This window comes from Clostridium sp. HCS.1 (assembly GCF_047900555.1).
Taxonomy (GTDB): domain Bacteria; phylum Bacillota; class Clostridia; order Clostridiales; family Clostridiaceae; genus Clostridium.
The window spans coordinates 1,579,434-1,603,085 of the sequence record NZ_CP170704.1 but is presented as its reverse complement, the minus strand read 5'-3'; the positions used below and the strand labels follow the sequence as shown (position 1 = coordinate 1,603,085).

Sequence of the window (23,652 nt, the reverse complement as noted above, 5' to 3'; positions counted from 1 at the left end):
CTTACTTATATAATTATGTATTATTATTTAGTAATAATTATTATAACATAGTATAATTGATTTTCAACCAATTAATTATTACTTAACAATTTCATATGGCCAATCTTTTATGCCACCAAAATCATATATGTTATTATATCCCATTTTAGCTAATAAATTTGCTGCTGTACTACTTCTATTCCCGCTTCTACAATATACTAGTATTTTTTGTTCTTTATCCTTAAGTATATTTCCTGCTTCTGATTCTATTTCATCTAGTGGAATTAGTATACTATTTTCTATATGTCCATTTTCATATTCTTCTTTAGTTCTAACATCTAATATTATAACATTTCCTTTATCCATTTCTTTTTTTGCTTCTTCGGCAGTTATTTCAATAACACTACCTTTATCATTATTTACATTGGTATCCTTTACTGCTGTACCGCAACCAGAAATTATAAAAACGCTTAAAAATATAGTCAATATAACGTAAATTTTTTTCAATATTATCACCTCTTTATTATTATAAAGAAATAAACATACTAAGTTTGTGACTTTATCACAAACCTAGTATATTTACTTCTCAGAAAACTTTGTTCCTGGTAATACCACTTTAAAATAATCATCCTTAATAGAGTTAATAAATTTAACCTTTCGACTATTATTAAAAGATTTTTTAATTCTTAAAAAACCTTGGCCATTATTTAAAAATCGCTTATTATTATCTATTGTAATTAACTTTTCATATAGCCACATATTCCTCTTGCTTTGGTTTATGTTGTTAATTGATCTGTTATTTCCAGTTATGGCTCCTGGACTTGTTATAATAATTTCTTTGCTTCCTATATAAATATCTATGATCTTATCAAAGGCAGAATAATCTCTATATAGTACTGCATTATTTATTGCTTCACCTATTGCATTTATAGGATAATCCTTTGGTAAAATATCTAAAACTTCTCTAATAGCTTTATCAATCATATTTAATACATTACCTTGAACTATTATAACTTCATCCTTAGCAGGATTTAGCTTATTATTAATTCTTATAATATTATGCGGTAACCAAAGACTATTAACATTTGAAAATATTAATAATCCTCCTAAGGTACAATAAAATTCTCCACTTTCCTTATCCCTTGATATAATTCTTGAAGTTTCAAGTAAAAATTTTTTATTTTCTTCATTTATTTCAATACCTTTATTTTTAAAATAATTTTTATATATCGATTCATCTAAAAAGCTTATATTACTTTTTACTATTCTAGAAGTTTCTATAAAGAAATCTAAATTTTCTTCAAAGGATTCTAATAATTCTTGCTTTCTCATAGTGTCAGTAGTTGAACCTCTTCTAACATAAAAAGCTCCATTTTCTCTAACTTGGTATGGTTTTTGTTCTCCATCATATATTGTTATAACAGAAACTTTTTTATTCTCTATCAATAAATTATCTACAGAAATTGGAATTGGCGGCTCGCATCTTGAAGTAATTATTTGTTGAACTTGCTCTTCATTAATAACTTCATTATCTTCTAATCCCACTATCCTTTTTGACTTATCTTCAATTCCTATTATTATGTAACCTCTTCCCCCCCTTGAATTTGCTATTGCGCAAACATCCTTTGCTAACTCCTTTTTGCTACTCTCCTGCTCTAAGGATAGCTTTAATTTAAAATCTAATTTTACGCCTTCTTCTCTTTTTATTAAACTAAGAACTTTTTTGCTATCCATTCTCTCACCCCACTAATTTATTGCTATATAAATATTTTACTATAAAAATAGAGAGAGAAGCTATAATAGTAGCCTCAACCTCTCTTAATTTAATTATTTTATTATCTTTTTAATATTGTCAAAAAGTGTATTCTTATCTATTAAGCCTTCTCTATCATAAGTAATTTCCCCAGCTTTATTTATAAAAATAGTTCTAGGAATACCCATAATATTATAAGTATTGGCAGCACTAAGCTCTTTATCAAATACAACCTTCATCTCTAAATTATTATCCTCTAAAAACTTTAATGCCCTTTCTTTTGTCTCTCTTTTTCCATCAGTTAAATTAACCATTAGTATTTCTACATCATCTCCATATTCCTTTATTGCTTCTTCAAAATATGGCATTTCTTCTTGACAAGGTCCACACCAACTAGCCCAGATATTAACTACTACTGGCTTTTTATCCTTAAAATCAGATAATTTAACTATATTCCCATCTTCATCATATACAGTGAAATCTTTCGCTTCTTTTATTTCTGTTTGTAAGGAATCACCATCATTAGGCATATATGCACCAGATAAGTATCCATATCCAAATTTTACAATAACTATTAATAATATTAAAGAAACTATTAACACTACTATTTTCATTTTATCTTTCATAAATTTAACCTCCTAATTAAATGTTAACCAAGATAATAATAAGTTTAAATAACCAGTCATCATCATTAATCCTATTACTATAAGTAATATTCCTGACACAGTATTTATAATCTTATAATTTCTTTTAATAAATTTAAAAACGCCTTTAAGATTCTCAATTAATAGAGCTGAAATTATAAATGGTATACCAAGGCCTAAGCTATAAGATAAAAGCATGAAAATCCCTTTTAAGGTATCTTGTGAATTAGCTGCAATCATTAAAGCAGCCCCTAGAAAAGTTCCTACACAAGGAGTCCATCCTATTGCAAATATCATACCAAATAATATAGATGAGATTAAATTTAATTTATTTAAATTTGTTTTATTCTTTAATTTAAGACTCTTTTCTAAAAAAGCAATTTTGAATATACCAATGTAATTTAATCCAAAAACTATTAATAATATACCTGCTATTATATTAAATAGTTTCATATACTTTTGTATAAAAACTCCAAAGGTTCCAGCTGCTGCACCTAAAATTGTAAATATTACTGAAAACCCAATAACAAAACCTATAGAATTAAGTAAAGCTTTGTTATTATTTTTATTATCATTTCCTCCCATGAAATAAGATATATATATAGGTATCATAGGTAAAATACAAGGTGAAATAAAGGTGATTATACCTTCTAAGAAAAGTATAAAATAATTCACTAAACCACTCCTTTCCTTTTTTATTAATATATCACAATATTCAAATTAATTGAATAAGGTACTTTTTTGATACTATTATACAAATGAAATATCATATAGTTTTGGAAACTATATATTGTCTTTATATGTATTTTATGATATCTTATTAATATATTTAAAAAGAAAGGAATGTTATTATGAGTAAAATTGCTTTAATTACAGATAGTACTTGTGGATTACCTAAAGAATATGTAGAGAAATACAATGTTAAAATTGTTTCTTTAAAAATATTATACAAAACTAAAGAGTATATTGATGGAGTTACTATTACTCCTGAAGAGGTTTATTCTAAATTGCCTAAGGAACTGCCTACTACTTCAATGCCTTCCGTTGATGATGTTTCTATTTTATATGATGAATTAATTAGAGAAGGCTATACTCATGCAATTGTTTTACCTGTTTCTTCTGGTTTATCTGGAACTATAAACAGCTTCAGGCTTGCAAGTGAGAATTACAAAAGTATTGATACATTTATTTTTGATACAAAAATATTATCTATGGCTGTAGGCTTAATTGTAATAGAAGTTGGTAAAATGATTGAAGCCAATAAAAGCTTTGAATACATTTGTAATAAGATTCCGAAATTAAGAGAAAATTTATGGATGTACTTTACAGTAGATACATTAGAATACTTAATAAAGGGCGGAAGAATTGGAAAGGTATCTGGCGGAATTGGTGAAATGTTAAATTTAAAGCCTATAATCACTATGGATGAAAATGGAGCTTATACAACCTATACTAAGGTAAGGGGATCAAAACAAGCCTTTAATAAACTTACTTCTTTAGCTTCAGAAATATTAGATAAAGGAAAAAGTAAAGTAATTATAATGACTGGTACCATGCATGAAGAAGCAGAAAAGCTTAAAGAACTTCTACAAAAACATAAAAACACTACATTTATTTATAAAGGAACAATTACTCCTGCTGTTGGAATACATTCTGGTCCTAGATTATTAGCTGTAGCTGTTATGAATGAAATATAGGGGCTACTATTAGTAGCCCCTAATGTATAATGTAGAATGTAAAATGTAGAATTATTGAAGTAATTTGTTCCAAATTACTAAAAATATATCTTTTTATAAACTCCTAAAGGAGTTTATTCCTTTATTTTACATTCTACATTTTTAATTTTACATTTATTCTTCATGTTCGTATTCTTTACCTGATTGCATTGCCATCTTTTCAGCTACTAAATTCTTTAGTAAGACATCTACTGTCCACTCCTTAGATGTTTCTGTAACTGCAGCCTTTAAAACATTATTAAGTCTAAACTTCTTTAGATTATTTATAAGTAATCCAATTTTAGCCCCTGGAATATTATTAAAAATTATTGCTTTATTTTTTATTCCATCTTCAGCATCATTTAATATGTTTCCATTTATAACATCTTTCACTAAAGTATTTCCATTCTTATAACTTATTACAACCTTATCTCTTATTCCAAGCATAGCTGCTAAATTACTTAAAGTTTTAACTTCTTTTAAGTCAAAATTACATAATATTATGCAGCTTCTCCCATCATTAGCTTTTGTTTCTTTTGTATCTAATAATTCAAATGACATAGTATTCTCCTTTTATAAATTAATTTCTTAACTATATCATATAAAATTACTATGAATTAAGCAACCTTGTTTTTTTAATATTAATCTTAAGACTTATAGTATAAATAAAATCTATAATCATAATTAATAATATTATAATATTAGATACTCTAAATAAATTTTCTAAACTTACATAAAAATTATTAATAGTTGGCTGAAAAAATCTTATGCCAATATAGCAAAGAACAGCCCAATAAATTGTAAATTTCAAAGTTATTAAACCCATAAAATTAAATTTCAAATCTGAATAGTCCCAATATCTTTCATTAAATATTTTTAAAAGCAAATAACCACTAATAAATTCTATAGAGGTTGGTACAATTAAATATACTATAACTCTAGTTAAAATACTTAAGTTATAATAATAATCTAATAACACTAAAATAGTAAAAGCTATTCCATACATTGGCTTATAAGGTCCCTTTAAAAACCCTTCTTTTTTAAAGGTCCCATTAATAATATAGCTATAAACTCCTTCAATAAAGAAACCTACTGCAGAATAAAGTATAAAATTAAATAAAGTAAAATTCATTATTGTCAAAACTAAACACCAGCCTTTAATAAATTTCATCATTAGTTTATCCAATTGAATTTCATAAATACCTATAAATCTATATAGCAACTTTTAAGACTACTTAGAATATTATAAAATGTAGTATTTAAAAGGAGGAATTGAAATCGAAAGTAACTATATAAAAGTAAAAAAAATCCTAGCAATTCTTTTATTAGCTAATTTATTTGTTGCAATTTCTAAAATCATAGTGGGCTTTGCAATTAATAGCTCTAGTGTTATGGCTGACGGATTCCATTCTATTTCTGATAGTGCTTCAAATATAGTAGGAATCATAGGAATTACCCTAGCTTCAAAGCCTAAAGATACAGAGCATCCTTATGGACATAAAAAATTTGAAACTATAGCAAGCATTATTATTGGATTAATGTTACTTATATTAGGTTTCAATGTTATTAAAACTTCAATAATCAAGTTATTTGTTCCATCTGTTATGAATATTACCATTGAAAGTTTAATCATAATATTAATAACCTTAGTGATTAATATATTTGTTGCAATATATGAAAATAATCAAGGTCATAAACTTAATAGTAATCTTTTAATAGCAGATTCCCTTCATACTAAGAGTGATATTTTTGTTTCTATAGGAGTATTAATTGCACTTATTACAGTAAAACTTGGCCTTCCAACAATAATAGACGTATTAGCCTCATTTATAGTATCATTTTTCATTTTACATGCAGCCTATGAAATAATAAAAGATAATATTTCATCATTAACAGATAAAGTTATGATAGAAGAGGAGATAATAACTAATATTCTTAAAGAATTTAAAGCTATTGAAGATGTTCATAATATAAGATCTAGAGGTTATGATGATTATATTTTTTTAGATATGCATATAAAAGTAGATTCAAATTTAAATGTGGATGAAGCCCATACTCTTGTCCATGAAATTGAAAGTACATTAAATACTAAGCTTAATAAAAAAGTAGATTTAATTATTCATGTTGAGCCTAATTTAAATAAGAGATAAATATTATATTCTTCGCTACTTAATAGTCACTCTAAGTAGCTATGATATAATATTTATCTCTTTCTCTATAAAATGTAATAATTATTTAAAGGTTAACCTTTTTAATTTCCATAGAAAAATTAAAAATATATATTACTTGGTGGATTAATTTTTATATATTCATCTACTTCTAAGTAGTATTCACCATCAAAGGATATTTTACCTAATACCTTTATCCACTGCCCCTCTTTAAATTTATCTTTTGCCAAGGTTTTAACTCCTATAATATATGAATCTGCTGCACAGCAATTCATTTCCTCTCTACCTAAAATAAATTTTTCTCCTTCATACTTATAAACAAAGCCTGTAAAAATAATATATTTATTTAAGTATTCTTCTCCATCACCTTCTAAATCTTCTAAAATATGATGAGTTTCATGATTAATTTCTATAGCATCTTTAGCAAATATATTATTAAAACTTGTTAAGTTGTTATTACTGTCCTTATACATATACCCTCTTAATAAGAGTAAAACACCTATAATTAGAGTAAATATTATTGGCATAAATTTTAATGAAGTATCTACTCTTGAATTAAAGCTTACTACCTTCATAGCTTGAACAATAATAAGTATAGGTAAAATAACAATAACTATATATAAATTTTTTGCAGTTTTTACGCTTAAATAATTGTAAACTTCTCCAGATAACATTAAATAACCTATATAAGTTGTTAATAAAATTAATATCAGTAACCAAATAAATTCTTCTACATTAAATCTTCTCATACTAACCTCCTAAAATATAAAACTTAAGCTTATTGAGAAAGCTAGTACAATTAATACTATTAGAGTAATTATTTTTACTGTAAAGGACTTTTTAAAATATGATGATATAATAATAGCGTTTTTCAAATCTAACATAGGTCCTAATACTAAAAAGGCTGATACAGCAGGAATTCCAAAATATTCTAAAAACCCCTTAGCTATAAAAGCATCGGCTTCTGAACATAAGGATAGTAAAAAGGCTAATAGCATCATTATAACTATAGGTAAGATTATACCTTTTGAGTATTGTTCTATAAAATCTTCCTTAACTATTACAACAAACAAACTAGATAAAAATGATCCAAATATGTAGTATCTTAATATATTTAAAAATTCTTTATTAGCATGCTCTAAACATAATCTAAGCTTCGATTTATTATAAAAATAATCTATTGTTTCACATCCACAATCACATATATTTTCATATTCACTTGTACTTTTAATAACTTGTTCATTTCTATTAGTAAATATTTCAACTAATAGTCCTATTATTATGGCACAAGTAATTCCACCAAATACTCTTATTAATACTATATTTATATCCTTAAAAGCATAAAAAGTTGAAGCTATAACCACTGGATTCACTATTGGAACCGTAAGCATAAAAACAACAGCAACTGCAATAGGAATACCTTTTTTCATTAAGCTTCTAGTTATAGGAACTATAGCACATTCGCAAATTGGAATAAAAAGTCCCATAAAAGCTGCAAAAATTATTGATATAATTCTACTTTTAGGAAGAATTCTTTTTACTATATCTTCAGATACATATATTTGAATAACAGAAGAAGCTATAGATCCAATCAATATAAAAGGTAGTGCTTCTAATATCATACTTATAAATACATTGGCCCATTTTATCATTTCACTACCTCCCTTTTATAAATCATAGATTTTATTTTTTTTATTGAAGCTCCTTCTTTAAAATATTTAGATGATATTACTTCCTCTTCTAAAGTATCTAAGGATTTTGAAAATAATATAGGTGCAGTTTTATTTATCTCTCCAATATACTTAATTAATTCTTTTTGTTCCTTTGAAGGTATTACTGATAAATTATTTAAAATAATAAGTTTGCTAGATTGAATAAAAGGTATTATAATTTCTCCCAAATTTTTAAGATAAACCTTTAAATTTTTGCTGTTACCAATATAATAATTTCCATAGAAATTAAGCTTCTTTCTTATTTCTTTATCTTCAAAAACTTTACCTATTATACTTAAATTCATTGTTCCATTAAATTCTACTATTACTCTAGAATATTGTTTTTTTGCTATTTCTTTAAGTAATAGATCTTTTAAATACTCTATTTTTTCTAAGTATATAACTTGTATTTTTTTTGAATTACTATTAATACCTTTAATGCCTTCTTCTAAGAGAATTATTAATATATCTTTTTCTAAGCAAATTTCAGTATTTAGATAAGCATTAATAAAGGATGTTTTTCCTGAGCCTAAAAAACCACTTACAATTTCAAGTTTAGCCTTCATTTATTACCTCAAAGAAATAGCTTTTCTATTTCTTTTTTATTTAGATTTACACCTATAAATGAAATAACACTAGAGATGCTGTTATTTATTTTTCTAATTTCAAACTCATCCTTTACAAAATCAAATTGACCAAAAGTATCATCCTTTAACCTAATTATTCCCTTTGCCCTTATTACATCTCCAAAGCTCCTAGAACTAGAAATAAACTTAAACTTTGATATTAATTCTAGCTTTGAATAATTACAACTTGGATAAATTGCAAAGCTTTCAAAAACATCCTTAGCTTTAGAAGTTTCTATAGTTTTTAACCTTGGCTTTATGCCTTTATATTCATTTATATTTAAAGAATTAAATTCTATCTTATCTAAAATATCAATTCCTTTTATTTTTTGCCAGTCATAACTTATTATTACTGCCCTTTTATTAACCCTTTTAATTTTTGTAATTATATTATCTAAATCATTACTTTTTATATTTTGAGTTCTACTTAAAACTATTTTTTTTGTATTTAAAATTTGATCTTCATAGAAATCCTTAAAATTTTTAAAATACATATCAAATTTTTCAGGATCTATAACAGTAATTATATTATCTATTTCTACTTTATCTCTTAGCTTTGATTCTTTAAAAATTTTAATTATATCTGTAAGCTTTGCAACTCCAGATGGCTCTATAATTATTCTTGATGGATTATATTTATTAATAACTTCTAAAATAGCTTCCTTAAAATCTCCAGTAACTTCACAGCAAATACATCCTGAATTTATCTCCTTAACTTTTATGTTAGAATCTCTTAAAATCAATGCATCTATACTTACTTCTCCAAATTCATTTTCTATAATAGCAATATTTTCATTATAGGCACCCTCATTAATAAGTTTTTTAATAAGAAATGTTTTTCCCGCTCCTAAAAATCCTGAAAAAATATCTATTTTTGTTTTCATTTTTCACCTCTATATAAATCTTATTATGTTCTACACATTTTATGATTTATATAATAGATTTATTCCAAAAAAATAATGAGGAAATATACTATTGCACAATAGATATTTCCTCATTATTTTTTAATCCTAAAAGGCTCTACTATTTATTATTTATACTTAAGTTTTCAAAGGAATTTGTTAATATATATTTTCCATCTCCAACTTTTATATATTTTATCTTAATTTTATCACCTATAGAGCTTAATGCTACTTCTCTAGATGTTTCCGTTGAAACTGAAAATATATTATTATTTCCTTTTATTTTTATATCATATATACTAGTTCCATCTTTAACCACTAATCCAATTCTCTCAATTTCTCCTTCTAATATTTCTTCACTGTTACTACCTTCAAGAGAAATATTAGTATTAGTTAATCCCTCTAAATATTTATTTAAAGTTGATTGTAATGTATCTCCAACTCCAACTATATTGTAATTTTTAACATTTACCATAGCATATTGTTTAACTAGTCCATTAGAGTCCTTTAAGGTCATAAAATATGTTGGTTCATTTTGTATATTTATTAAATATGGTAAAGTTGCTTTATATCCATATTGTTGAACCTTACCTTCTGCTGATTTCATACTAGCTGTTTCTGTTGCACCTGATGTTTTATATAAGCTTGTTTCCCCAGTTCTTGTATTTGTTAACATAAAGCCTACTAAACCTTCATCATTTCCTACTGATGTTACTCCAGTATAATAATAACATTCATTGTTATTAAAAATTAAATTCATTCCATCTGTAGAGGTTAATTTATCCTTATCACTGAAATTAAATATTCCATGAACAAGCTCTCCCCATTTGTCTATATAATTTCTTATATATTTTTTAGGTTGTATTCTATCTATCCAGCTTGGTGCATCTTCTATATCATAAATTTCAGAATCACCAGTTTCAGCATTTAATACTAACACTCCTATAGCCTTTTCTTCTGTTATTCCAATAGCATTATCATACCTTGTAATAATCCAATATGGATTTCCTTCATCATCTAGTTCAAAGGTAAAATCAGTATGACCAGCTTTCATATCTCTAAAATAAGCTGCTCTTCTTAAATTACTAAAAAGATAAGCTGAATCTAAATATTTTATCTTAATATCTTTTCCATTTACTTCTGTAACTAACTGAACATCACTTTCATTTGTAGCACTTACCTTTATGTATCCTGTTGTTCCTTTTCTATTGGTAAACCACTTAAATAATGATGAATGTTCTAAAGGTGCAACATAATAAAGTTGTCCTTTTATACTTTGTAATGTTAAATCTCCAATAGTTACCTGACTACCTAAACTAGGTATCTCCCCTAATTTCTTATCTGCTAATTTATATGCAACTTCTTTATCTATAATAGGTAATTGCTTTAAATCTATATGCTGAATTTCATTACTAAATTCAACGCCTTGAACATTTCCAATTAATTCTCTATGAGCTTTATAATTAAATATAGGACTAAATGCTATTAAATAAATAATATATGCTCCAGCTACTAGTAATGCTACTAATCCATATTTTTTATTAAATGTTAAAAAAGCATATACTGCTGTTACTAAAACAAATACTCCTACAATATAAGATGAGCTTAATGTTAAGTCTAATATTAAGCTATTATTAATGACTAAAAATATTCCAACTAAAATATAAGCTGTCACTAGCCATCCTAAATATTTTAAAAAAGATCCTTTTCTCGGTGTAATATTTTTTATATTTTCCATGCTTTTCTCCCCTGAATAACTTTTACTGTATGATAGAGTATATATTACAATATAATATAATGTTTGTAAATACATTTCGAAAAAAATATTATACATAAAAAAGTAACTGGATAAAACTATCCAGTTACTTTTTTTGCTTTATAAATTTTAAAAAGTTAATTGACCATTATTTTCCCCATTGATTATTGGTAGCAGTTTTTTCAGCACCGTGGTGACAACTACAGCCAGAATCATATTTTTTACCTTCATTTTTCTTATTTTTATTTTCGCATCCACATTTACTCATTTCAAACACCTCCTACAACTTACACTATTATTATTTGTTTTTTAAAAGTTTTAATGTTATAAAAAATGTTGAATATATGGATTAATAATTAATGAAATCTTTTAATTTCCAAACTAATTTCTAAAAATTATATAAATAATATAGCTTATATATATTAAAACTAAGGTTAAACCTTTGCTTCTACCTATATATAATTTTTCAGCCTTTCCTTTAAACATAAAAATACCAAGTAATATAGATATTCCTATTAAGAAAACAATATCTACAAATAACGCTCTAGAAATTATAATAGGTGAAATACTTGAAGAAACTCCTAATATTAATAATATATTAAATATATTTGATCCAAGAACATTACCTATTGCTATATCATTTTCTCCCTTTGTTGCAGCTATCATAGAAGTTACCAATTCTGGAAGAGATGTTCCTATAGAAACTATAGTTAATCCTACTAATTTATCACTTAATCCAAAGGAATATGCTATATTGGAAGCCGAATTTACTACTAAATTCCCGCCTAAAATTATTCCTATAATTCCAAATAAAATTTTTAAAATAGACGGAATAAATTTTATTTTTTCATCTTTTTCACTATCTACACTTTCATCTTTAGAGACTTTAATTAAATAAATAGTAAATGCTATACATCCTATAAGCAATATTATCCCAGAAATTCTGCTTAAACCCGGCTCTCTATTAAATAATGTTCTCCCAAAGGTTAAAACCAATAAGGAAATAGTTACTAATATATTTACTATATAATCTTTAAAAACAGTTGTTTTTTTTATTACTATGGGCATTATGATTGATGTTAATCCAAGTACCATCAATGTATTAAATATATTAGAACCTAGTACATTACCAATAGTAATTCCATTACTACCTTGAAGGGATGAGATTAAGCTTACTGCAAGCTCTGGTGCACTAGTTCCAAGGGAAACAATAGTTAATCCAACTATTATAGATGGAATTCCGAACTCTTTTGCAATATCAGAAGCACCATCAACAAATATGTCTGCTCCCTTTATAAGTAAAATAAAGCCTATTATTAATATTATATAATTCATTTTGTCTCCTTTATCTTTAGTTCAATGAATAAAATAATTTACTTCGATATATGTAATATTAAAGAAGAGGCTGTAAAAGCAGCCTCTTCTTTTAAATTTTAAATGTATAATCAAAAATATATTTATTAATTAATTCTACATTTTCATTATTAATTTTATGTTCTGCTATAGCCTTTTATTTAATTAATAAGTAGAATTTGATTTTGTTCCTTCACAAATTGCAATTGATGCAGAAGCACCTATTCTAGTTGCTCCATTTTCAATCATAGCCATTGCATCTTCTAAACTTCTTACTCCACCAGAAGCTTTAACACCAAGTTCTGGACCTACTGTTTCTCTCATTAATTTAATATCACTTGCAGTAGCTCCACCTGTACTAAATCCTGTTGATGTCTTAACAAAATCTGCTCCTGCTTCTTTAGATAATTTACAAGCTGTTACTTTTTCTTCATCAGTTAGAAGACAAGTTTCTATAATAACCTTTGTTAAAGCTTTTCCCTTAGCAGCATTAACAACAGCTTCTATATCCTTCTTAACATATTCTAAATTTCCATCTTTAAGCTTTCCAACATTGATAACCATATCAACTTCAGTAGCACCTTTTTTAATAACATCTTCTGTTTCAAAAGCCTTAACTTCAGTTGTAGTTGCTCCTAAAGGAAATCCTATTACAGTACAAACCTTTACATCACTACCTTTTAATAATCCAGCTGCTTTCTCCACCATTGATGGATTAACACATACTGATGCAAAATTATATTCTAAAGCTTCTTTACATAAAATTTCAATTTCTTTTTCAGTAGCTTCAGCTTTTAAGATAGTATGATCAATCATTCTTGCTAAATCTTTCTTGTTCATAAAAGATATCCTCCTCTATAGATAATTGTGTACCAAACAATCTCATTATATAGTAAAATTAATAATAATTAAAGTAATTTTAGAATAAAGTTAACTGTTCTACAGTATTTTCCTTAAATGATGATACTGTTACTCCTATTAATCTAATATATTCATTTATTTTTTCATTATTTAGTATTTCCTCGCAAACCTTATATATTTCTTCAAAATTATTTGTATAAAAATTTAAGGTTTTACTTCTTGTATGACTTTGGAAATCTTCTGTTTTATATTTTACTGTTATAGTTTTACCTTCAAGATTTTGTCTTATTAATTGATTACTTATTTCCTTTGAAAAATCATATAAATATTCTAATAAATCTTCTTTTTCTTTTGTATCTATTTTTAGAGTTCGTTCTCTACCATAGGATTTTCTATCCCTTTGTGCTTCTACTTCTCTATTATCTATTCCTCTTATTCTATCATAGATTTCTAAACCATATTTACCTAAGTATTCAATATAGAATTCCTTTGGCATATCATAAAGGTCTTTAACTGTAAAAATACCCATATTATTCAACTTTTCAACTGATTTTTTTCCTAACCCATAAATTTTAGAGACTGGAAAAGGCAAAAGAATATTTGGAACCATATCCTTTGTTATTACCTTTATACCATTAGGTTTATTCCAATCAGAAGCTAATTTTGCTAAAAATTTGTTATAAGAAATTCCTATTGAAATTGTAAGTCCAATTTCTCTTAAAACTCTACTTTTTATATAATTAGCTGCTTCAATACCCGATTTAAACCTACTACTAGTAATATCTAAATAAGCTTCATCAATAGATAGTGGCTCTATAATATCAGTTACATCTTTTAATATATTAAATACTTGCTTAGAAACTTCCTTATATCTATACATCCTAGTTCTTAAATATACACCATGTGGGCATAATTTTCTTGCAATAAAAATAGGCATTGCAGAATGTATCCCATATTTTCTTGCTTCATATGAACATGTTGATACAACGCCTCTTTCACTTACTCCACCAACTATTACTGGCTTTCCTTTAAGACTTTTATTATCAAGTTGCTCTACTGATGCAAAGAAAGCATCCATATCTACATGTAATATCAACCTATTCATTATAACTCCCTTAGGCTAATGCTGCTTCAAACATTCCTTTATTTTTAGATTTTATTAAACTATATACTCCTTGTGCTAACAATTCGTCTATATAATTTCTTTCTTCATTTATTGTAGTAAAAGATATTATTGTAATAGCTATAATAGTCCTAAAACCTTTATCCATATAGTATTCATATTCACTTTCTTCCTCACATAGAGTATTAATTACTCCATCTATTAAATTGATAGTTTTTCTAACATCCCTATTAGATAATACTCCTAAAAGAGGTAAGAATTGTTGGGCAATTTTTATATCCTTCTTTTCTAGTTGTAATATAAATTCAATAGTTTTATACATATGTCCTGAAGAACCATTTAGCATTATTGCATTTGTTAAGCTTTGTATTCCATTTTTAGACTTTATATTTAAATTCGTCATATAATTATAAATGGTTTCTATAAATTCATCTATTGTTTTAATATCAATATCATTTAAAGCCCATAACGCACATACTAAATAATCATCTTCCCCAGTTATATTATAGTATTTCTCTTTTAGTAAGATAAATACAGACTTCATCTTTTCTGCAACACTATGTTTATCTTTCTTTGTTCCATACTTAGCTAAAACAAAGGAAGTTAAAACTAAATAATCACATTCATTAAACCCTTGTTCCTTTAATATTTCTTCAACTTCATATATATCAGTAATTAACTCTTTTTCATTTCCATCTTCTAATGCTATTAATAAGGATAAAATATAAAGTATATCTCCTCTAAAAGATGATACCCTAGAAGATGATGCCTTTATATATTTTCTAATTTCTTTTACTTTATCAAAAGGTATTTCCTTTTCATAATGAGCAAAAATTAACGATGCAAAATGATTAATTAAATCTCCATCATTTCTCAAATTTATCTTAGCATTCCTGTAGTTGTTAATGGTCTTATAAATTCTGTCTTCCAGAAGTTTCTCCATGTTAATACTCCCTCACTTTACTTAAGCATTTTATTTCCCCAATATTATTATACTATAAATATTGTGTCATTTTCATATCAAAATAAAAACATAAAAAAATATAAATAAATTAGCCAAGGTAAGAAGATCTTATCTTGGCAATAAAATTTATCCTTTGTAGTTTGTATCTAACAACAGAATAATAAAGCAAGTGCGGCTAAACCAAATAAGCCACCTCCAAAGCCACAGCCACAACCACAGCCTCCGCCGAATCCACAGCCACAATTACCACCGAATCCTAATCCGCAGCCGCAGCCGCCTCCAAAGCCACAGCCGCCTCCACAGCCTCCTCCAAATCCGCAATTTCCTCCGCAATTATTTATACATTGTGGTGTAAATACGCTACCATTTTTATCGAAGATAATTATTAATTTTATAGTGTTGTCACAATCATTTATAAACATTTGAGGAAATTCACATAAAAATTGTGATATCCTTGGATCAAATGACCTAATGATTATTGCAAACTCTTGTGTTTCAAATCTTTCTGATAAAAAATTCTTATCACTATTACAACTATCTTCAAAACTTTCCATATTAAAAATAGATCTCTCATTATCAAGTCCATCACAGCAATATTCAGACTCATTTTTACAACATGGATTTCTTCTTATAACTCTAATAGGGCTTGAAATAGCAATTAAATTGTTGCATGGTAATGCTGGTGCTTCTAAAATACCATCACATCCAGTGACTATTATATTTATTTTTATTCCATCACCGCATATACACTTTGGTAAATTTCTTCTAATTCTTCTTCCTATACATCCATCTGCACAAATAATTAAATTAAATTCTTTACAGGAAGACATATTATTTACTCTTTTTAAACATATTTTCATTTGTATCTTCTCCTTTTATCTAATTGTATAGATAATACATAATATGTTTAATAAAGCTATTGTTTCACTAAAATAAATTTTTATTGAATAATCTAAAGTAAATATGTCAAAAATATAAGAGGATACGATAATTAGTATCCTCTTAATATTATGAAAAGGAGCTGTGCGCACCACAGCTCCAAATTATTTTCTATCTATTTTATAATTTTCTCACATGATTCCTTATTTTATTTATATTGCTTATCTTTATAAGCTTCTTATATAAAATCCTTTATTATATACATCTTTATCATATTTTATTTCGATTCCATCACAAATTTTTTCGTCTTTCTTTGCAATTACAAAATTCACTTCATTTATTATAAGTTCAATATCATCTTCTGAAACATAATCTGCATAAATGTCATAGGCTGGTTTTCCACACCCAACTGCAACTACTTTTATTCTTATGCTATTATTTGTGCTTTTTTCTAATACTTCTAATAAAGCTGATTTTGTTATTTCGTTAAATATTATTTTCATTTTTGTCTTCCTTTCTAAATCAAATGTGATGTAACAAATTATATCACTATATAGTCTTCTTTCATATAATATAATACTTATTATTTAATGGAGATGATATATTGAAAAGAGATTATATAGATTTTAAAGAAAGTTGTTCTATAATGCTACCCTATCCTGAAATTGATATTAAAGAAAAAAATTTATACTATTCAAAATTAATAAAAAAATGTTATTGTGGAATATATTCAGAATTAACTTTAATAAATCAATATAACTATCAATATTTTTTAATGGAACCTCACTTAAAAGAAATATTTAAAAAAATTTCAAAGGTTGAAAAAGAACATTTAGATATCCTTGGTGATATAATTATTGCTTTAGGAGATGAGCCTTCCTTTGCTTTAGAAAAGAAAAATAAATATTTTTATTGGACTTCTAAATATATAAATACAGATACATCATTAAAAAATATGCTCATAAATAATATAAATTCTGAAAGAGAATTAATTAAAGAATATAGAAAAATTACTAATATTATTGAAAACGAAAGCATAATTGCTATTCTTAATAGAATAATTTTAGATGAAGAACTCCATATTAAAATATTTAACACCATTTATAAAAATGAAATTAAATAATATTAATTAATTTTTTTGTTTTACTAATTTACTAATTATGTTATAATGGGCTTGATATTATAATTGTTTATTTAACAATATTTCTTAAATAGAAGGAGTTTTAATTATGGGTTTCAAAGATAAAATGAGTAAATATTTCACAGATGCATACATGGAAAAATACGGTGATAGAATGACAAGCACAGCAGGTACTGTACTTTCTGTGAAAATCGAAGAAAAGAACATACTAGGAATTATAAGAAAGCTAACTGCTCATATTTTAATTAAGCCAGATATGGGAAAAGGTGTAGTTAAAACTCAATATAAAGTTAGAAAATGGTTTAAAAAGCCTACTTTTATTGATGTTAAACAAGGTCATAAGGTTATAATTATGGGAGTTGAAGGTGAAAAAGGAAAAGCTGATTCAGAAGTAATTACTATTTCAAATATAGCTAATTTAACTACTAAGAAAGACTTACAACCCTTCGATCATAGTCAATTAAAGAAAGCTAGACAACAAGCAACAAGAATGAGAACAAGATAAGATATAAATTTTATTTAAATAGAAAAAATAACTGCCTCATATTTATGAGACAGTTATTTTTTTAGTTAAATACTACAAGTTCAGTTTCATCAATTGCCTTTTTAACTAATTCTTCTATATTTAAAGTTTCTTCTGATTTTCTTATTAATTCTAATCTTGGCTTAGTCTTAGGATGCTTTGGAACAAATATTGTACAACAGTCTTCATATGGTAATATTGAAGTTTCATAAGTATCTATTTCTCTTGCTATGTCCATAATATCAGTTTTATCCATAGCTATTAATGGTCTGAATACTGGTCTATCAGCACAATCATTACTTACTATTAGCCCTTCCATAGTTTGGCTAGCAACTTGCCCTATACTTTCTCCTGTAGCTACTGATTGAATTCCATATTTTTCAGCTAATGAACATGCAACTCTCATCATAAATCTTCTCATGATTATAGTTAATTCATCTTCTCTACAACCATTTATAATAGCCATTTGTATTTCTGTAAAAGGTACTATATGTAAATTAACTCTTTCAGTATAATTTGATAGTATCTTAGCTAAATCTTTAACCTTATCCTTTGCTCTTTCAGAAGTATATGGATGACTATGATAATATACGCAATGTAATTCAACACCTCTTCTAGCCATTAAATAACCAGCAACTGGTGAATCTATACCACCTGATAACATAAGCATAGTACTTCCATTAATTCCGTATGGAAGCCCTCCAACACCTTTAATTTTATCTTTAGTTGTATAAATATATGCATTTTCTCTAATTTCAATATTTACTAGGCAGTCTGGATTTTTCACCTTAACTTCTAATCCATTCATATTGTAAACTACGAAAGCTCCTACTTCTTTAGAGGTTTCTAAAGAATTCTTAGGAAAAGCTTTATTAGCTCTATTAGTTTCTATTTTAAAACTCTTAGGATTAGCTTCTTGAACCTTTCTTAATGCTTCTTCTTTTATAGCTTGCATATCTCTAGGAACTTCAGTAACAATACAAACTTCAGCTACTCCAAATACTTTTCTTACTCTTTCAGTAGCTTCTTCAATATTATCTGCCTTAATGAAATATCTACCTTGATCAGAAATTAAAGAATACTCAAGACCTTTTAATTTTCTTTTTATATTATCTCTTAATTTCTTTTCAAATTTATTTCTATTTAATCCCTTTAGAAATATTTCTGATGCATATTTTACTAATATTAATTTATTCATCTTTTTACTCTCCTCAAAAATGTTAGTGAACTTTTTAGCACTTCTATAACCTTATCAATTTCTTCTTTTGTATTATTTTTAGAAAATGAAAATCTAATAGCACTTTCAACTTCTGCTTTATTTAAGCCTAATTCTTTAATAACATAACTTCCTTGGACTGCACTTGTTTTGGAAGTACAAGCTGAACCTGTAGCAACATAAATATCATTTTCCTCTAATAAATGTAATAATACCTCTGCTTTAACTCCTATGAAAGATACATTTAAAATATAGGGAGTAAAATCATCCTTTAAAGGACTATTTATTCTTACATCCTTTATCTCTCCTAATCTATCTATCATATACCCCTTAAGAGCTTTTACATATTCAAAACTAGAATTAATATTTTCCATAGTAATTTCTGCACCTTTATAAAGGCCAACTATTCCTGGAACATTATGAGTTCCTCCTCTTATTCCAGCTTCTTGGCTTCCACCATTTATTAATGGATTTAATACTATTCCCTTTTTTAAATATATAAATCCAACGCCCTTAGGTCCATGGATTTTATGTCCTGCTGCTGTTAACATATCAATATTCATCTTTTTAACATCTATGTTTAACTTTCCATAGGACTGAACAGCATCTACGTGAAATCTTGCTCTAGAGCTTTTTTCTTTTATTAGCTTTCCTATGTTTTCAATATCTTGAATTGCTCCCATTTCATTATTTACATGCATAATTGAAACTAAAACTGTATCCTTTGAAATAGAGTTTTCTAATTCTTCTAATGATATTTTTCCTTCTTTATCAACTTTTAAATATGTAACTCTTACACCACTCTTTTCTAATTCTTTATAAGTCATTAATACTGAATGATGCTCAAATGTAGTAGTTATAACATGATGCCCAGGCTTTACTAATCCCTTTATTATTAAATTATTCCCTTCACTTCCTCCTGATGTAAATAATATTTCATCCTTAGAAGCATTTAAACTTTTAGCAATAAATTCCCTTGCATCAGTTATTTTCTTTTCAGCTTTTATTCCTAATTTATGGAGAGATGATGGATTGCCGAAATACTCTTCCATGGCTTTTGCTGTTTCTTCTATAACTTCTCTATAAGGTTTTGTAGTTGCACTATTGTCAAAATAAATTTCCAAAGTTTATCCCTCCCTTTAGCATTTTACAATAGATTTACACTTAATATAACAAATTTCTAAAAATAAATAAAGGTAAAGATAAAAAAAAGAGGAGATAAATATCATATTCATTGCTCCGTCGTAAACTCCAAGTCGCCTTCATATGATATTTATCTCCTTCAAAACTGAATGAAGGAATTTATAAAAAGCTATTCCCATATAAGCTTTTTATAAATTCCCCCCAAAAAAGACTATTTCTCCATAGCCTTTTTGAGCGATATTAAAATTTTATTAAGGATATTTACTCCATTGCTATAAAATCAACTTTTTCAACATCTTTAATTTTTGATAAACCTTCCATTAAAGTAGTTAAATCCCCATTAATAGATGAAATATTAATAGTAAGACTTACATTAGCTTTTTTATTCATTGGTATACCTTGATTAATAGTTATTATATTACCACCTTCTTCAGAAATATAATTTAATATTTCTGATAAAACCCCTTTATTATCATTAATGATTAAATTTATAGTTACCTTCTGTCCTTGATCTGTTTCTGCTAAGTCAAAAACCATTTCTTTATACTTGTAATATACACTTCTACTAATATTAACAGTTTTAGCGGCTTCAGTAACATCCTTTACCTTGCCTTCTTTTAGTAATCTTTTAGCATCTATTACCTTTTCATAAACATCTGGCAATGCTCTTTTATCAACAATTAAAAAGTTACCCTTCATTAGTATCACCTTTATATACTATAGCCCCCAAATTATCTATAGCAAGTTCTTTAACTTTCCAAGAAATATTTTCACTTCTTAAAAAGTCTCTAATTTTATTAACTATTTCCTTTTCATCATTTTTTATAAGAACCATAATAGTTGGTCCTGCCCCACTTAAAAAACAACTTAAGGCTCCAAAGGATATACATTTATTATAAACTAAATCATAATTTTTAATTAATGGACTTCTATATTTTTCATGTATAGCATCCTTACACCCATATTTTAATAAATCATAATTACCATTTACAAAGGCAGAAATCATTAAAGATACCCTACTTATATTATATACTGCATCTTTAAGACTAACTTTCTTTGGTAATACCTTTCTTGCAGTAGATGTAGATAATTCAAAATCAGGAATTATTGCTACAAAAGTAATTCCCCTCTTTATATCAATTTTATTATATAATGCTTCTCCATCTTCTAATACTGATACAACCATTCCTCCAAAAAAAGCTGGAGCTATATTATCTGGATGCCCTTCTATTTCGACTCCAATTTTAAATAGTTCATTAACTGTTAATGGATTGCCCATTATATTGTTTGCACCTAAAAGTCCAGCTACTATACAGGTTGAACTTGATCCTAGTCCTCTAGATATAGGAATATCTTCTCTTAGTAAATTTATTTTTATCCCCTTAGGCTTATACTTACATTTTTCAAAACAAGTTATCATAGCCTTATAAACAATGTTTTCTTCATTACAGAATTCTTCTTTAAATCCATAGAATTTGTTTTCTGTACCCTCTTCCGATAATTCAAATTCATTATATAGATTAAAAGCTATACCTAAAGAATCAAAGCCTGGCCCCATATTTGCTGATGTAGCTGGAACTCTAATCTTAACCATTGCTATCTCCTAAAAAATCTAATAAAGAGGTTTTTAGCTCATTAACTTCTGAAGTAAAATTATGAATTATTTCTTTCTTATCTAAGTCTATTAAATTATTTGGTATAGTAATTTTAGAATAATCATACAACTTATTAATTACTTTGAAATCATTAGCTTTATCAAGGTCTAAATCTAATGCCTTTAAAATACTTCTTGGGAACTTATATGGACTTGCTGTGGAAGCAATTAGATACGGTGTATTATCTTTAGTATCACTTATGTATTTATTTAAAACTACATAAGCTACTGCTGTATGAGTATCAATTAAATAGCCCTCTTTATTATATAATTCCTTTATTGCTTTATAAACTTCCTCTTTTTCAGCATAGTTACCATAAAAGTCCTTTAAGTTATTTTTAATTTTTTCACTAACTTTATATATTCCCTTAGAATTTAATTCTTCCATTAAATTCTTTATTTCTTTGCAGTCCCTACCACTTGCTTCAAACAAAAGCCTCTCTAAATTGGATGAAACTAATATATCCATTGAAGGAGATTCTGTTAAAATAAGTTCTCTTCTTTTATCATATACTCCTTTATTAAAGAAATCAGAAAGTACATTATTTTCGTTAGATGCACATATAAGCTTTGCAATAGGAAGCCCCATTTCCCTTGCATAATATGCAGCAAGTATATTTCCGAAATTTCCAGTAGGAACTACTATATTTATTTTTTGCCCCTTTTCTATTTGTTGCTTATTGACTAATTGGAAATATCCATAAAAATAATAAATTATTTGTGGTATTAACCTTCCAATATTAATTGAGTTGGCAGAAGATAGTATGAAATTCTTTTCTCTTAAATCTTCCTTAAAAGTCTTATCTCCAAATAATTCTTTTACTCCTTTTTGAGCATCATCAAAATTCCCATTAATTCCAACTACTCTCACATTATTTCCTTCTTGTGTAACCATCTGCATTTCTTGTACAGGACTTACACCATCTTTAGGATAATATACCATAACCTTAAATCCCTCTACATCTTTAAAGCCTTCTAGTGCTGCTTTACCAGTATCCCCAGAAGTTGCTGCTAGAATTACTATTTCCTCATTAATATTAAGGTTATCTTTTGCAAGCTTCATAACCTGTGGTAGAAATAATAATGCTGCATCTTTAAAAGCTGAAGTTGGTCCATGATATAATTCTAGAAAATTATGATTTTCTACTACCTTAAAACGATTTGTGTATGCATTACTTATAGCAGTCTTAAGCTCTTCAATATTAAAATCTGTAAAATAAACTTTTAAGACTTCTAAAGCAAGCTCCTCATAAGTTGCCGTTGATTTAACTTTAAGTTTTTCAAATAAGTTTGGAAAACTTTCAGGAACATATAATCCCCCATCTTTAGAAATTCCATTAATAATTGCTTGGGAAGAGGATATATCTCTTTCTCCTCCTCTAGTACTAATAAACCTCATAAAACCACCCCAAATCTTGGTTTATTTCCCTTTATTTATATTAGCATGTTTTCTATTCAAGTACAAGTGTTTTTATTTGAAATACAAAAAGAGGCTACTTAAGTAACCTCTAATTAAATGTTTAAAATATTTATGTTATTT

Annotated in this window: 26 protein-coding genes; 4 read left to right on the top strand and 22 right to left on the bottom strand. The window is 26.6% G+C overall.

The window, feature by feature from the left end; all coding sequences use genetic code 11:
- Positions 1-78: 78 nt before the first annotated feature.
- From ACFYH6_RS07655 to ACFYH6_RS07640, 4 genes are all read right to left on the bottom strand, one after another.
- Positions 79-495, bottom strand: coding sequence for a rhodanese-like domain-containing protein (locus ACFYH6_RS07655; protein ID WP_416180440.1), 417 nt, complete (start codon positions 493-495; stop codon positions 79-81).
- A gap of 63 nt (positions 496-558) precedes the next feature.
- Positions 559-1,713, bottom strand: a complete 1,155-nt coding sequence (locus tag ACFYH6_RS07650; RefSeq protein WP_416180439.1) for a helix-turn-helix domain-containing protein — start codon at positions 1,711-1,713, stop codon at positions 559-561.
- 93 nt (positions 1,714-1,806) lie between these two features.
- Positions 1,807-2,358 (bottom strand): TlpA family protein disulfide reductase, encoded by a 552-nt coding sequence (locus tag ACFYH6_RS07645; protein ID WP_416180438.1) that lies wholly within the window; start codon positions 2,356-2,358, stop codon positions 1,807-1,809.
- Positions 2,359-2,370: 12 nt separating this feature from the next.
- Positions 2,371-3,051 carry a cytochrome c biogenesis CcdA family protein gene (locus ACFYH6_RS07640; RefSeq protein ID WP_416180437.1) on the bottom strand — a complete coding sequence of 227 codons (681 nt, stop codon included), beginning with the start codon at positions 3,049-3,051 and terminating at the stop codon, positions 2,371-2,373.
- A 176-nt stretch (positions 3,052-3,227) separates the two neighbouring features.
- On the opposite strand from ACFYH6_RS07640, the gene ACFYH6_RS07635 reads away from it, so the two are divergent.
- Complete coding sequence (locus ACFYH6_RS07635) at positions 3,228-4,073, top strand: DegV family protein (protein WP_416180436.1); 846 nt, start codon at positions 3,228-3,230, stop codon at positions 4,071-4,073.
- Between the two features lie 153 nt (positions 4,074-4,226).
- Here ACFYH6_RS07635 and ACFYH6_RS07630 read toward each other — a convergent pair whose 3' ends face one another.
- Both ACFYH6_RS07630 and ACFYH6_RS07625 read right to left on the bottom strand, forming a co-directional pair.
- Positions 4,227-4,652, bottom strand: a complete 426-nt coding sequence (locus tag ACFYH6_RS07630) for a DUF3783 domain-containing protein (protein WP_316342282.1) — start codon at positions 4,650-4,652, stop codon at positions 4,227-4,229.
- Positions 4,653-4,701: 49 nt separating this feature from the next.
- On the bottom strand, positions 4,702-5,265 hold the full coding sequence (locus ACFYH6_RS07625; protein WP_416180435.1) for a putative ABC transporter permease: 564 nt from the start codon (positions 5,263-5,265) through the stop codon (positions 4,702-4,704).
- Between the two features lie 97 nt (positions 5,266-5,362).
- On the opposite strand from ACFYH6_RS07625, the gene ACFYH6_RS07620 reads away from it, so the two are divergent.
- Positions 5,363-6,241 (top strand): cation diffusion facilitator family transporter, encoded by an 879-nt coding sequence (locus ACFYH6_RS07620; protein ID WP_416180447.1) that lies wholly within the window; start codon positions 5,363-5,365, stop codon positions 6,239-6,241.
- Between the two features lie 119 nt (positions 6,242-6,360).
- Here the strand turns inward: ACFYH6_RS07620 and ACFYH6_RS07615 are convergent, their stop codons facing one another.
- The 11 genes from ACFYH6_RS07615 to ACFYH6_RS07565 all read right to left on the bottom strand — a co-directional run bounded on the left by ACFYH6_RS07615 (position 6,361) and on the right by ACFYH6_RS07565 (position 16,938).
- Positions 6,361-7,008, bottom strand: a complete 648-nt coding sequence (locus tag ACFYH6_RS07615; protein WP_316342284.1) for a membrane-spanning protein — start codon at positions 7,006-7,008, stop codon at positions 6,361-6,363.
- Between the two features lie 9 nt (positions 7,009-7,017).
- Complete coding sequence (locus ACFYH6_RS07610; RefSeq protein ID WP_316342285.1) at positions 7,018-7,911, bottom strand: permease; 894 nt, start codon at positions 7,909-7,911, stop codon at positions 7,018-7,020.
- Positions 7,908-8,537 carry a GTP-binding protein gene (locus ACFYH6_RS07605; protein ID WP_316342286.1) on the bottom strand — a complete coding sequence of 210 codons (630 nt, stop codon included), beginning with the start codon at positions 8,535-8,537 and terminating at the stop codon, positions 7,908-7,910. The genes ACFYH6_RS07610 and ACFYH6_RS07605 overlap by 4 nt, the downstream gene beginning before the upstream one ends.
- Before the next feature lie 8 nt (positions 8,538-8,545).
- Complete coding sequence (locus tag ACFYH6_RS07600; protein ID WP_416180434.1) at positions 8,546-9,481, bottom strand: CobW family GTP-binding protein; 936 nt, start codon at positions 9,479-9,481, stop codon at positions 8,546-8,548.
- A 139-nt stretch (positions 9,482-9,620) separates the two neighbouring features.
- Positions 9,621-11,237 (bottom strand): cell shape-determining protein, encoded by a 1,617-nt coding sequence (locus ACFYH6_RS07595; RefSeq protein ID WP_416180433.1) that lies wholly within the window; start codon positions 11,235-11,237, stop codon positions 9,621-9,623.
- Between the two features lie 399 nt (positions 11,238-11,636).
- A complete protein-coding gene (locus tag ACFYH6_RS07590) occupies positions 11,637-12,590 on the bottom strand; it encodes a sodium:calcium antiporter (RefSeq protein ID WP_316342289.1) in 954 nt (317 codons plus the stop codon).
- 183 nt (positions 12,591-12,773) lie between these two features.
- The gene (gene deoC / locus ACFYH6_RS07585) at positions 12,774-13,448 is read right to left on the bottom strand and encodes a deoxyribose-phosphate aldolase (protein ID WP_316342290.1); all 675 of its coding nucleotides are present in this window, start codon (positions 13,446-13,448) and stop codon (positions 12,774-12,776) included.
- Between the two features lie 79 nt (positions 13,449-13,527).
- Positions 13,528-14,574, bottom strand: coding sequence for a DNA polymerase IV (locus ACFYH6_RS07580; RefSeq protein ID WP_416180432.1), 1,047 nt, complete (start codon positions 14,572-14,574; stop codon positions 13,528-13,530).
- Positions 14,575-14,584: 10 nt separating this feature from the next.
- Positions 14,585-15,535: a DUF4003 family protein gene (locus tag ACFYH6_RS07575; RefSeq protein WP_416180431.1), complete on the bottom strand. Its 951-nt coding sequence runs from the start codon at positions 15,533-15,535 to the stop codon at positions 14,585-14,587.
- A 167-nt stretch (positions 15,536-15,702) separates the two neighbouring features.
- Complete coding sequence (locus tag ACFYH6_RS07570) at positions 15,703-16,416, bottom strand: hypothetical protein (protein ID WP_416180430.1); 714 nt, start codon at positions 16,414-16,416, stop codon at positions 15,703-15,705.
- 246 nt (positions 16,417-16,662) lie between these two features.
- Positions 16,663-16,938 (bottom strand): hypothetical protein, encoded by a 276-nt coding sequence (locus tag ACFYH6_RS07565; RefSeq protein ID WP_316342294.1) that lies wholly within the window; start codon positions 16,936-16,938, stop codon positions 16,663-16,665.
- Between the two features lie 101 nt (positions 16,939-17,039).
- Here ACFYH6_RS07565 and ACFYH6_RS07560 point away from each other — a divergent pair, with 101 nt between their 5' ends.
- Both ACFYH6_RS07560 and ACFYH6_RS07555 read left to right on the top strand, forming a co-directional pair.
- Positions 17,040-17,558 (top strand): ferritin family protein, encoded by a 519-nt coding sequence (locus ACFYH6_RS07560; protein WP_416180429.1) that lies wholly within the window; start codon positions 17,040-17,042, stop codon positions 17,556-17,558.
- Positions 17,559-17,664: 106 nt separating this feature from the next.
- Positions 17,665-18,081: a hypothetical protein gene (locus tag ACFYH6_RS07555; protein WP_291708925.1), complete on the top strand. Its 417-nt coding sequence runs from the start codon at positions 17,665-17,667 to the stop codon at positions 18,079-18,081.
- 61 nt (positions 18,082-18,142) lie between these two features.
- Here ACFYH6_RS07555 and thiI read toward each other — a convergent pair whose 3' ends face one another.
- The 5 genes from thiI to thrC form a co-directional block, all read right to left on the bottom strand.
- Positions 18,143-19,297: a tRNA uracil 4-sulfurtransferase ThiI gene (gene thiI / locus ACFYH6_RS07550; protein WP_416180428.1), complete on the bottom strand. Its 1,155-nt coding sequence runs from the start codon at positions 19,295-19,297 to the stop codon at positions 18,143-18,145.
- Positions 19,294-20,439 carry a cysteine desulfurase family protein gene (locus ACFYH6_RS07545; RefSeq protein ID WP_416180427.1) on the bottom strand — a complete coding sequence of 382 codons (1,146 nt, stop codon included), beginning with the start codon at positions 20,437-20,439 and terminating at the stop codon, positions 19,294-19,296. The genes thiI and ACFYH6_RS07545 overlap by 4 nt, the downstream gene beginning before the upstream one ends.
- A gap of 280 nt (positions 20,440-20,719) precedes the next feature.
- The gene (locus tag ACFYH6_RS07540; protein WP_316342298.1) at positions 20,720-21,157 is read right to left on the bottom strand and encodes an ACT domain-containing protein; all 438 of its coding nucleotides are present in this window, start codon (positions 21,155-21,157) and stop codon (positions 20,720-20,722) included.
- On the bottom strand, positions 21,147-22,052 hold the full coding sequence (gene thrB, locus ACFYH6_RS07535; protein WP_416180426.1) for a homoserine kinase: 906 nt from the start codon (positions 22,050-22,052) through the stop codon (positions 21,147-21,149). The genes ACFYH6_RS07540 and thrB overlap by 11 nt, the downstream gene beginning before the upstream one ends.
- Positions 22,045-23,511 carry a threonine synthase gene (thrC, locus tag ACFYH6_RS07530; protein ID WP_416180425.1) on the bottom strand — a complete coding sequence of 489 codons (1,467 nt, stop codon included), beginning with the start codon at positions 23,509-23,511 and terminating at the stop codon, positions 22,045-22,047. Before thrC ends, thrB begins: the two co-directional genes overlap by 8 nt.
- Positions 23,512-23,652: the final 141 nt, after the last annotated feature.

Bases quoted from the DNA above. Each gene is read 5' to 3' on its own strand.
- ACFYH6_RS07625 (WP_416180435.1), bottom strand. From the start codon at position 5,265: ATGATGAAATTTATTAAAGGCTGGTGTTTAGTTTTGACAATAATGAAT.
- thrB (WP_416180426.1), bottom strand. From the start codon at position 22,052: ATGGTTAAGATTAGAGTTCCAGCTACATCAGCAAATATGGGGCCAGGC.
- ACFYH6_RS07635 (WP_416180436.1), top strand. From the start codon at position 3,228: ATGAGTAAAATTGCTTTAATTACAGATAGTACTTGTGGATTACCTAAA.
- ACFYH6_RS07565 (WP_316342294.1), bottom strand. From the start codon at position 16,938: ATGAAAATAATATTTAACGAAATAACAAAATCAGCTTTATTAGAAGTA.
- ACFYH6_RS07575 (WP_416180431.1), bottom strand. From the start codon at position 15,535: ATGGAGAAACTTCTGGAAGACAGAATTTATAAGACCATTAACAACTAC.
- ACFYH6_RS07555 (WP_291708925.1), top strand. From the start codon at position 17,665: ATGGGTTTCAAAGATAAAATGAGTAAATATTTCACAGATGCATACATG.
- ACFYH6_RS07580 (WP_416180432.1), bottom strand. From the start codon at position 14,574: ATGAATAGGTTGATATTACATGTAGATATGGATGCTTTCTTTGCATCA.
- ACFYH6_RS07590 (WP_316342289.1), bottom strand. From the start codon at position 12,590: ATGAATTATATAATATTAATAATAGGCTTTATTTTACTTATAAAGGGA.
- ACFYH6_RS07595 (WP_416180433.1), bottom strand. From the start codon at position 11,237: ATGGAAAATATAAAAAATATTACACCGAGAAAAGGATCTTTTTTAAAA.
- ACFYH6_RS07630 (WP_316342282.1), bottom strand. From the start codon at position 4,652: ATGTCATTTGAATTATTAGATACAAAAGAAACAAAAGCTAATGATGGG.
- ACFYH6_RS07570 (WP_416180430.1), bottom strand. From the start codon at position 16,416: ATGAAAATATGTTTAAAAAGAGTAAATAATATGTCTTCCTGTAAAGAA.
- ACFYH6_RS07605 (WP_316342286.1), bottom strand. From the start codon at position 8,537: ATGAAGGCTAAACTTGAAATTGTAAGTGGTTTTTTAGGCTCAGGAAAA.
- ACFYH6_RS07650 (WP_416180439.1), bottom strand. From the start codon at position 1,713: ATGGATAGCAAAAAAGTTCTTAGTTTAATAAAAAGAGAAGAAGGCGTA.
- ACFYH6_RS07615 (WP_316342284.1), bottom strand. From the start codon at position 7,008: ATGAGAAGATTTAATGTAGAAGAATTTATTTGGTTACTGATATTAATT.
- thiI (WP_416180428.1), bottom strand. From the start codon at position 19,297: ATGAATAAATTAATATTAGTAAAATATGCATCAGAAATATTTCTAAAG.
- ACFYH6_RS07610 (WP_316342285.1), bottom strand. From the start codon at position 7,911: ATGATAAAATGGGCCAATGTATTTATAAGTATGATATTAGAAGCACTA.
- deoC (WP_316342290.1), bottom strand. From the start codon at position 13,448: ATGAACAAGAAAGATTTAGCAAGAATGATTGATCATACTATCTTAAAA.
- thrC (WP_416180425.1), bottom strand. From the start codon at position 23,511: ATGAGGTTTATTAGTACTAGAGGAGGAGAAAGAGATATATCCTCTTCC.
- ACFYH6_RS07540 (WP_316342298.1), bottom strand. From the start codon at position 21,157: ATGAAGGGTAACTTTTTAATTGTTGATAAAAGAGCATTGCCAGATGTT.
- ACFYH6_RS07600 (WP_416180434.1), bottom strand. From the start codon at position 9,481: ATGAAAACAAAAATAGATATTTTTTCAGGATTTTTAGGAGCGGGAAAA.
- ACFYH6_RS07645 (WP_416180438.1), bottom strand. From the start codon at position 2,358: ATGAAAGATAAAATGAAAATAGTAGTGTTAATAGTTTCTTTAATATTA.